General features: G+C 38.5%; 11 protein-coding genes. 3 read left to right on the top strand and 8 right to left on the bottom strand.

The genetic code is table 11. From position 1 onward, the window contains the following. Position 1 precedes the first annotated feature (1 nt). Both V757_RS22910 and V757_RS22915 read left to right on the top strand, forming a co-directional pair. Positions 2 to 1,396: an efflux transporter outer membrane subunit gene (locus V757_RS22910; protein WP_023951548.1), complete on the top strand. Its 1,395-nt coding sequence runs from the start codon at positions 2 to 4 to the stop codon at positions 1,394 to 1,396. Between the two features lie 146 nt (positions 1,397 to 1,542). After that, positions 1,543 to 1,749: a glycine zipper 2TM domain-containing protein gene (locus V757_RS22915; RefSeq protein WP_023951550.1), complete on the top strand. Its 207-nt coding sequence runs from the start codon at positions 1,543 to 1,545 to the stop codon at positions 1,747 to 1,749. A 162-nt stretch (positions 1,750 to 1,911) separates the two neighbouring features. Here V757_RS22915 and ettA read toward each other — a convergent pair whose 3' ends face one another. After that, positions 1,912 to 3,585 (bottom strand): energy-dependent translational throttle protein EttA, encoded by a 1,674-nt coding sequence (ettA, locus tag V757_RS22920; protein ID WP_023951552.1) that lies wholly within the window; start codon positions 3,583 to 3,585, stop codon positions 1,912 to 1,914. Positions 3,586 to 3,727: 142 nt separating this feature from the next. Between ettA and V757_RS22925 the strand changes: the two genes are divergently transcribed. After that, positions 3,728 to 4,243: a hypothetical protein gene (locus tag V757_RS22925; RefSeq protein ID WP_023951553.1), complete on the top strand. Its 516-nt coding sequence runs from the start codon at positions 3,728 to 3,730 to the stop codon at positions 4,241 to 4,243. 322 nt (positions 4,244 to 4,565) lie between these two features. On the opposite strand, the gene V757_RS22930 is transcribed toward V757_RS22925, so the two are convergent. The 7 genes from V757_RS22930 to V757_RS22955 all read right to left on the bottom strand — a co-directional run bounded on the left by V757_RS22930 (position 4,566) and on the right by V757_RS22955 (position 9,391). Continuing rightward, the gene (locus V757_RS22930) at positions 4,566 to 5,417 is read right to left on the bottom strand and encodes a glycosyltransferase family 2 protein (protein ID WP_023951555.1); all 852 of its coding nucleotides are present in this window, start codon (positions 5,415 to 5,417) and stop codon (positions 4,566 to 4,568) included. Between the two features lie 150 nt (positions 5,418 to 5,567). After that, positions 5,568 to 5,696: a hypothetical protein gene (locus V757_RS29615; RefSeq protein ID WP_261796544.1), complete on the bottom strand. Its 129-nt coding sequence runs from the start codon at positions 5,694 to 5,696 to the stop codon at positions 5,568 to 5,570. Positions 5,697 to 5,867: 171 nt separating this feature from the next. Beyond that, positions 5,868 to 6,929: a 4-hydroxythreonine-4-phosphate dehydrogenase PdxA gene (pdxA, locus tag V757_RS22935; protein WP_031274681.1), complete on the bottom strand. Its 1,062-nt coding sequence runs from the start codon at positions 6,927 to 6,929 to the stop codon at positions 5,868 to 5,870. 63 nt (positions 6,930 to 6,992) lie between these two features. After that, a complete protein-coding gene (locus V757_RS22940) occupies positions 6,993 to 7,619 on the bottom strand; it encodes a helix-turn-helix domain-containing protein (protein WP_023951561.1) in 627 nt (208 codons plus the stop codon). 31 nt (positions 7,620 to 7,650) lie between these two features. Further along, positions 7,651 to 7,923: a hypothetical protein gene (locus tag V757_RS22945; RefSeq protein ID WP_023951563.1), complete on the bottom strand. Its 273-nt coding sequence runs from the start codon at positions 7,921 to 7,923 to the stop codon at positions 7,651 to 7,653. A 45-nt stretch (positions 7,924 to 7,968) separates the two neighbouring features. Beyond that, the gene (locus V757_RS22950) at positions 7,969 to 8,757 is read right to left on the bottom strand and encodes an ABC transporter ATP-binding protein (protein ID WP_023951565.1); all 789 of its coding nucleotides are present in this window, start codon (positions 8,755 to 8,757) and stop codon (positions 7,969 to 7,971) included. Beyond that, on the bottom strand, positions 8,744 to 9,391 hold the full coding sequence (locus tag V757_RS22955) for a siderophore ferric iron reductase (RefSeq protein ID WP_023951567.1): 648 nt from the start codon (positions 9,389 to 9,391) through the stop codon (positions 8,744 to 8,746). The genes V757_RS22950 and V757_RS22955 overlap by 14 nt, the downstream gene beginning before the upstream one ends. Positions 9,392 to 9,607: the final 216 nt, after the last annotated feature.

Genomic DNA, 9,607 nt, shown 5'->3' on the forward strand with positions numbered 1-9,607 from the left:
AATGAAACACTTTCGTTTAACGACTTCACTCCTACTACTAAGTATATTGACAGCGTGTAGTACCACAACAGTGAATATACCTCCCTCAAAAGTGACTTTACCAGACAGCTTTGAACATGGACAAAAAGCAAAAGGCGTTATTGATGTAAGCCAATGGTGGACTTTATGGAAAGACCCACAACTAAATTCCCTCGTTCAGCAAGGTATTGCAAATAACCTTGATATCGAATTAGCACGTACACACCTTGCCGAAGCACGTGCGACTGCTCAACTAGCCTCTGCAGATAAAGGACCCTCTATAGGACTTAGTGGCTCCGTAGGAGGCTTTGGCTCAAATGTCGATTTACCCTATATAGGAAAGCAAGATACAACAGGTTATAACGCTATGGGTGGTTTATCTGCCTCATGGGAACCTGATTTCTTTGGTAAAAAACAAAGTGATGCTGATGCCGCCAATTATGCGGCACTTAGCAAAGAAGAGGAAATTTATGCTACTCAAGTTGCCGTCGTCAGCCAAATAGCACAATCCTATTTCAACTACAATGCGTTGTGGCGACAACATGATTTATTAAAGAAAAATATCGATGTTCTTGAGCAGCTACTTCGATACATGAAAGGACGTTTCCAAGCAGGACAAGTCACTCGTTATGAAGTGGATGAAGTGGAAACTAAAATATCGGTGTTACATTCTCAGCAAGCTGCCCTACTAGCTCAAGCAGAAAACTATCAGAGACAAATTGCCGTATTATTGGGTAAACCACCCCAAGCCATCACCCTACACCCCAATACTAATGTATTAACCTATGCCCCTGCCGCACCATCTGGACAATTACCAAGCAGTGTTATGGAACGTCGTCCCGATGTTCGCGCGCATGCCTTAGGTATCAAAGCCAGAGCCGCACAAGTAGCAAGTGCTAAGGCTGACTTATTACCTCGCTTTGATATTAAATTTCTTGGACAAGGAGGACGCATTGGATTTGATAGTGATTTATCTGGGGTAAATATACTTGCCGGTGTTATCAGTGCCGGCGTACAACTACCCATCTTTACCAATGGTCGCATACAAGCCAATATTGATGCGGCTGATGCTCGTCTAAAAAGCAGTGTTATTGAATATGATAAAACATTGTTAAAAGCACTAGCAGAAGTTGAAAGTAGTTACCATTTGCACGATGCACTTTCAACACGTATTCAACTCTTGAAAAAATCAGCATCATTACAACAAAAACAGGCAAAAGACGCTTTCACTCTCTTTCAACATGGACACAAAACACTTGATAATGTCCTAACAGCCCAATTAGGTACATTAGACGTACAGAACCAATTAGATCAAGCGCAATTACAACGCCATGAAAATATGATTCGACTCTATCAAGCGTTAGGCGGAGGTTGGTAACGAGATAAGCTAATTTCTCTTATTAATTCCATAGGGTTATAGAAAAACTGTCATTAACCGAAATAAATAGAAATACCGAAGAGTAGACGACTACTGTCAATCTCTGATAATCTGAGTCCATAGTTAGCTTCTATGAGGAGAATATAATGAAAGCTCTAAACAAATTAACAATAATTTCACTATTAGCTCTTAGTATGACTGCTTGTGGTCATTTAAGCACTCGCGATAAAAGTACCATCGGTGGTGCTGGTATTGGTGCTGTTGCAGGCTCTCTACTTTCTGGCGGAAGTGCATTAGGTACTGTTGGGGGCGCTGCAGTGGGCGGTGTCATTGGTAACCAAGTTGGTAAATAATTTTCTACCTTTTCAAATTTTTCCCCTATAAAAAATAGCCTAGTTAGTTCATCTTAACTAGGCTATTTATTTTTTGTATTGGAAAAAGGTGTTCTCTTCTGACTCTAGACGTTATTCATCAAGAAAGTTCTCAAAACAGCACACTCTCCAAACATTGAGACGTTATTTCAATGCTTTATAACGAATACGTTTTGGTTGAGCACCCTCTTCACCTAAACGACGTTTTTTATCCACTTCATATTCTTGATAGTTACCGTCAAAGAATACCACTTGTGAGTCACCCTCAAACGCTAAAATATGCGTAGCAATACGATCAAGGAACCAACGATCATGGCTGATTACCATAATACTACCTGCAAACTCTAATAAGGCATCCTCTAAGGCACGGAGGGTTTCTACATCTAGGTCATTTGACGGTTCATCCAGTAACAGCACATTACCGCCTTTAATCAGCGTTTTAGCCATATGTAAACGACCGCGTTCACCACCCGATAACATACCGACTTGTTTATTTTGATCAGACCCTTTGAAGTTAAAGCGTCCTAGATAGGCTCGCGCAGGCATTTCAAATTTACCTACTGTTAATAAGTCTGCACCATTAGCAATATATTCAAATACTGTTTTTTCATTTTCCATGCCATCACGTGACTGATCCACAAATGAAATATTGGCTGTTTTACCAATAATCACCTCTCCTGAATCTGGCTGCTCTTTACCAGTAATCATTCGGAATAATGTCGATTTACCCGCACCATTAGGACCAATAATCCCTACAATAGCCCCTGGTGGCACTTTAAAACTTAAATCGTCGATTAATAAACGATCCCCAAATGCTTTGCTCACATTTTTAAACTCAATCACCTCATTACCTAAGCGATCGGCAACAGGAATAAAGATTTCTTGCGTTTCATTACGTTTTTGATAATCATAAGAAGAAAGTTCTTCAAAGCGTGCTAAACGTGCTTTAGATTTAGCCTGACGACCCTTAGGATTCTGACGCACCCATTCCAATTCTTTCTTAATTGTTTTTTGGCGAGCTGATTCTTGACTTTCCTCTTGTTCCAAGCGTTTCTCTTTTTGCTCTAACCAAGAGCTATAATTGCCTTTCCAAGGAATGCCATGACCACGATCTAACTCTAAAATCCACTCTGCTGCATTATCCAAGAAATAACGATCGTGGGTAACAGCAACCACAGTCCCTGGGAATTTTTGTAAAAACTGCTCTAGCCAATCCACACTCTCTGCGTCTAAGTGATTGGTTGGCTCGTCCAATAACAACATATCTGGCTTAGATAATAATAATGCACAAAGTGCCACACGACGTTTTTCACCACCTGATAGATTACCAATCACCGCCTCCCAAGGAGGTAAACGCAAGGCGTCTGCGGCAATTTCCATTTGGTGTTCAATATCATCTGAGCCACTAGACGCAGCAGCGGCAATAATCGATTCTAATTCTGCTTGCTCTGCAGCTAATTTATCAAAATCCGCATCAGGCTCTGCATATTCGTTATACACCTGCTCTAAGCGTTGACGAGCCGCAAAAACAGCACCTAATCCTTGCTCTACCGCTTGACGTACTGTATGCTCTGGATTAAGCTGTGGTTCTTGAGGTAAATAGCCGATATGTAAATTAGGCATAGGGATTGCTTCACCCTCAATTTCCTTATCCACACCTGCCATGATTTTTAGTAGTGTTGATTTTCCTGAGCCATTTAAACCGAGCACACCAATCTTAGCGCCGGGAAAAAATGATAAAGAAATATCACGAAGAATCTGACGCTTAGGTGGAACAATTTTTCCCACGCGGTTCATTGTAAAAACATATTGAGCCATAACTCACCATAAAAAAATTAATTAACTATCTTAATATTGTAAAAGATTGCTCTTTATTTTGTCTTTGTTCCCCCCTATTTGCTGTTGAACAAGTGATAAGACTATAATGGTCACGTGATAGACTTTACCTAACGCTACTGTTATGCAACAAACCTTTACACCTGAAGAACTTGAATTACTTGCCAAAACTGTTGATGCGCTTAGTGCCTATATGGGGAAACCTGTGCTAGGCGAAATTGATCAGACCGAAGAGGGCTATGAGTGGATTGCCTTTGGTACACCACTAGAACAAGGAAAAGAGGTAGATAGTGATGCCGTTTTAATGCAAATGGGTGGTCCTGCTGCTCGTTTGGTTGGTGCTAGTGCACTCTTAGAAGATTTTAATCGTAGTGTATATCAGTGCGAATTCCTCTGGGGCATTCAGATTGGTGAACCACCGTTACGCTTTACGCGCATTGATTATCAAGGGGATGAAGTTGATTGGTCCGAAGATTTGTCCATGTTACTTCCCTTTGGTTTAGATGATACGGACATCATTGCCGAGATGGAAGCTCAAGATATGAATGATGACTATGGTGACTTTGACGATGATGATATCGATGAAGAGACTCCATCACCTGAAAAAGGGACTTATTTAGGCAGAAAAGTCTGGCATTAAGCCTGTGCTCTTATCAAGGGCTGAGTTTTGACAATCTTCTTTTAATCCGTTGATTGTCATCCTTCATAGTTTACCTGCTACTTAAACCACATCTGAACTATGCTATGCAAATTTGCTCAAAACGCCGTACCTTTGTGCATTATTGGCGTTTTAGCATATACTACATTGGCATCCTCTCCGTTCTAAAGGACGGGATATAAGGTATGAGTGGATAAAAAAACATTAGTTTAACTATAAATTAATGTGCCATGACATTATTATTTATACATTACCCTTGCTATCGGTGCAGTGATTGCCACCAAGAGTTTGGCTTTCCAGTCTGTTAATTGTCCCCACTCGGTACTGCCTGACCTTGTTTAGCTAACACACGTTTAAAACGATTATAGCGAATCGCTGCTTTGATAAACTCTTTGGGCTGATATTTAAACCATGGTAGGCAATCATTGACCATATCTTTGGCAAGCCATAACAACCCCAAAGCATGCTTATCCCCTACACTATGCCCTTCTCTTGACAAAGAATCCTGACTATCAAAATAGGTACGATACACTTGATTAATAAATAAGGTTTTATACCCATCTCTGGCAATACGTCGCCACACCAAACTCTCTGGTACAAACCCAGCAATATCTTCAGGGAATGGATATTTTCTCAATACCGCTGTATTAAGACAGCCGAATTTCTCACCTCTGACTTTATATTTAAAATACATATCAATCGCTGGAATCGCCATCACATCACGAGGATACGGATCACCCACAATCTCCCCATTAGGCTTAGCACATAAGCCTGTAATCCCAATAAACTGCTCACGATTTTCAAGTTGCTGCCACGTACTCCACATATGCGCTAAGGCATCTGGCTCAATCGTATCATCACTATCTAAGGCAACTAATAACTCGCCATGAGCTTCTCGCACACCGTGATTAAAGGCTGTTTTTTTATGTTGATTAGGCTGCCATACATAGCGAATAGTAAGCTTTTGCTCATCTATCCATTGCTGAACAAGTTCTCGCGTATTATCTGTAGAACCATCGTCCACAATCAACCATTCAAATGATGTAAATGTTTGTTGTAATAAACTTTCATAGACTCGCGGTAATGTTGATGCACGATTATAGGTCGGTGTCATCACCGTTATCGGCAATTCAGATGTTTGTACTATCTCAGCCATCATCAATCCATAAAAAACTAAATTTCTTAATTTATAGCGTCTAGTGTATGGCTAGACTCATAAATAAAAGCCAAGAATCATGACGAATCTTGGCTTTAAATTTTTGCTAACAGCATAATAAATTATCTGTTATCGGCTAGGTTAAACTGATTATACGCGTTTAACTTTTTCTAGCATTTTAAAAGTACCCTTTGGAGCGCCTACAAACAAACGTTTGAATGCTTTACCTAAGCAACGGCGTTCTAGAGTATTACGACGATTGCGTTTGATTTCTGCCATCATGATCTCCGAAGAACAATTTTGAGTGAATTTACTAGTTTAGCCTAATTTTCACGTTATCGGGTTGTTTTTTTAATTTTTCATGCTAAATCTGTTGTTTTTAGTATATTCATCTCAACCATTCGCTATCGTAGCACAGTTTATCAACTGTTCAATTAAGTAATTGACCAGTTAGTTCGCCATTTTTATTGCTAGTGCTATAGCCTCTCTTAACGAGCTTTCATCAGCAATGCCTTGCCCTGCAATATCAAAGGCTGTGCCATGATCCACACTTGTACGAATAAACGGTAAGCCTACCGTCACATTCACACCTGTATCCACGCCTAAATACTTTACTGGAATCAGTCCTTGGTCATGGTACTGCGCTACGACAATGTCAAACTCCCCCTGACGAGCCCGCATAAAAATCGTATCTCCGGGATAAGGACCTCTGACATTGATACCCTCTTGCTGTAGCTTTTGGATAACAGGCGTAATCACGTTGATTTCCTCGTGACCAAAGCGTCCCTCTTCACCTGCATGAGGATTAAGACCAGCCACGGCAATACGTCCATTCGATAGTCCTAATTGTTGACAAGCTTTTTGTGCTAAGCGAATCGTAATTTCTTCACGCTCTGCGGTCACTTGACGTGACACCTCAGCCAAGCCTATATGAATGGTTACTAAAATGACTCTTAGCTCATCATTGAGTAGCATCATGCCTACATGCTCTACCCCTGCTTGTTGGGCAAGAATTTCCGTATGACCGGGAAAATCGTACCCTGCCATTTTTAAAGAGACTTTATGCAACGGTGCTGTGACAATAGCGCTAATTTTACCTTGCATGGCATGCTCTATCGCTGTCGTTAAAAAAACATAGCTGCCATGCCCTGCTTCAGCACTCGTTTGTCCCAATATCAAACGCTCATCAAACCGTATCCCACTATCAATCACTGGGATACGAACCAAAGCATCAGCTTTCTTTTGCTTATCTGCAGTGACTGTGGCTTGTGTTTCTTGCCATAGTTGAAAAGCTTGTTCAGGTGTTTCACAGGCAATAATCTCTGGGGTTGGTAAGCCACAAAATGTAGCCGCACGCTGTAAACTAAACACATCTCCATACACAACACAAGGTCTATCTATCCCTTGATAAAACAATTTAACAATCAATTCAGGACCAATACCTGCAGCATCACCCATCGTAATACCAATAGGTGCTGATTGGAAGAAAAGAGGAAAAGAGGTTGTAGACATAAGATAAGCTGTAACTGGAATCACTAATACAATCAATATGCTATCTTACTCTTATTATGCCTATCATAGATTATAGGCAAAGTGTTTTGTATAAGTTTGTTTGAAATAATAGGTATTCTTAAATCCTAAATACTCAGCAACTTGGCTTGGTGTCCAATCTAATGCTAATAATTCTGAAGCTTTTAACATACGACATTTAAGTGCATATTTGGCAATGCTATCACCTGTTTTTATTTTAAATAACCGCTTTAAATCACACTCATTCAAACCTACACGCTGTGATAGTTTTCTTATCGTAATCGTTTGCCTATATTCCTGAGTCAAAATATGAATAGCATCATTAATAGCTCTTTCTTTATGACACACATTAGCATCTTGTTTATGTTGCAATAAAATAGCCAATAAGCTTAATACAGCCCCCTCTAACTGAATAAGACCTAATCGATTCTGAGCAATAGGCAAATGAAACAAGTAATTCGCATGATGTAAAAAATCCTTCTCCAATTCTGAAAGAATTTTTACACGGTTATTGGTTTGTCGAAAAAAATCTAAAATGGGACTTTCGTACTCTTTTCCAACTAAGTCATCAATCAAACTTTTATCAAAATCTATAGATAACATTATTAAATTTTCATTTGCTGGCAACTTAATACCTACATTACCTAAATTCCCTTGTCGAAGCATAACCATAGGAGACGTGACTCCATACGTCTTATTAAAATCAGAAAATGTAACCTCTTGAGAACCACTTTAAAAAAACATTAATACCAAAATAATGAAGCGGCAAATTACGTTCAATATCAGTACTCTCATTTAGCCTTAATTCGCTACGAACAATATTAATATCCTTAAAATTAGAGTTATCAACGAAGCCTTTCCCATATTGTTCTTTCAAATGATAGACTTGATAGTTATTAAAATAGTGGGTCTCTACGAAGAACGTATCGTTTGCCATTGCTTTTTGATGTATATCAAAATAAGTAGATTTCATCATTTTACCTATCCTTTTAGCAAGTATATTGCTCTTAACATTCGTCCTCTACGCTGCATTCTCATGGAATGACAAAGGAATACACATAGGTATCCCATGGTATGGGTCTTGAATAACCTTATTTTTCAACTGAAATAGGTCATAAATTTTCTCTTCTGTCATTATTTCTTGAGGAGTACCTGTATACGCAATAGCATGATTTTTAATCGCTATCATATAATCGGCAAACCGTGCTGCTAAATTTACATCATGCAATACCATGACAATTGTTTTCTTTTCCTCTTTATTTAATTTACGTAATAACTCCAAAATATCTAGTTGATAAGGTAAATCTAAATAGGTAGTAGGTTCATCTAAAAATATATAAGGTGTATCTTGTGCTAATGTCATGGCAATCCATGCTCTTTGTCGTTGTCCTCCAGATAATGAATCTAGGGGTTGATCAACAAAAACATCACTTCCTGTCAAGTGCAATGCTTTTTGGACACACTCTTCATCAAGATGACTCCATTTTGAAAATAAATGATGGTATGGATAACGACCATATCTAACTAATTGTTTGACTGTCAGCCCTTCTAGTATGGCTTGATTTTGGGATAACAACGCTAAAACCTTAGCCATATCTTTTGGTGACGATTTATAAATATTTTTTTGCCCTAATAAGATTTCGCCGTGAGTAGGTAATAATTGACGCGCAAATGCTTTTAATAATGTTGATTTACCGCAACCATTTGATCCAATCAAAACTGTTATTTTCTCACTAGGTATGTCTAAAGTTAAATTTGAAAAAATTTCTTTTTGTTGGTATGCCAGGGTAATTTTCTTAGCTTTTAACATACTCTACCCCCTCTATCATGCATTGTATTCTTTGAGTAACTGTTCTTTTTGGGCAATTATCACATAAAATACCTTTTTCAATTCTAAATTCCTGACAGCAAGTTTGCCTATTAAATCCAAAACTCAATTGAGTCAATTTATTCAATGCTGGCAATGTTATTGTGCTAGCTTGAATAGGCAACTGACATGCGCTTAACCATTTATATGCTAACGTTTCTATCTCTTCTTGATGATATCTAGTTACTAAAGAATTATGATAATGTAATGCTGCATTTAAACAATCAGCACATAACTTATCTGCTAGCTTTCTTTTGAACACATACTGTTGATTAAACGCTTCATAGAGTACATGAATAAATTGTTGAATTTGTTTTCCAGCAAACGCAATTACCTCATCCTGATCAGCTGTAAACAGAGGCTGATTAGAAAAGCTATACCCTTTCACTTCATACTCTTTAATATGCAAACCAAAGTTTTCTAAGCTAGGAACAATGCTTGCAGATTGTGCAACCCCAACAACAACATAAATCGCTTGCCAAATTAATAAATTCCACGTTCGACAGGTCCAATGAATCGAACCTGATTCAGGATGTTGTTTAGATATTGCTTGATAGAGTTCATTAATTTTTTTCAACTAGCTTATTCATTTCTTGTTTAGAAACTCGCGTAATATAAGCTTGTCCACCTGAACTTCACCATGTAAAAATGGTGCTAATTGATATATCTCCTCTACTATATGTCAAGTACATGAAGCTATCCGTGACTAATCATGGTATGTTATTATCTAATAATAATTATTGCATTAATGATTTTCATCAACTAATAAGACAAACACAGAGATAAATACCCC

Origin of the sequence: Pelistega indica (assembly GCF_000506865.1) — a bacterium.
GTDB classification, from domain to species: Bacteria; Pseudomonadota; Gammaproteobacteria; order Burkholderiales; family Burkholderiaceae_B; genus Taylorella; species Taylorella indica.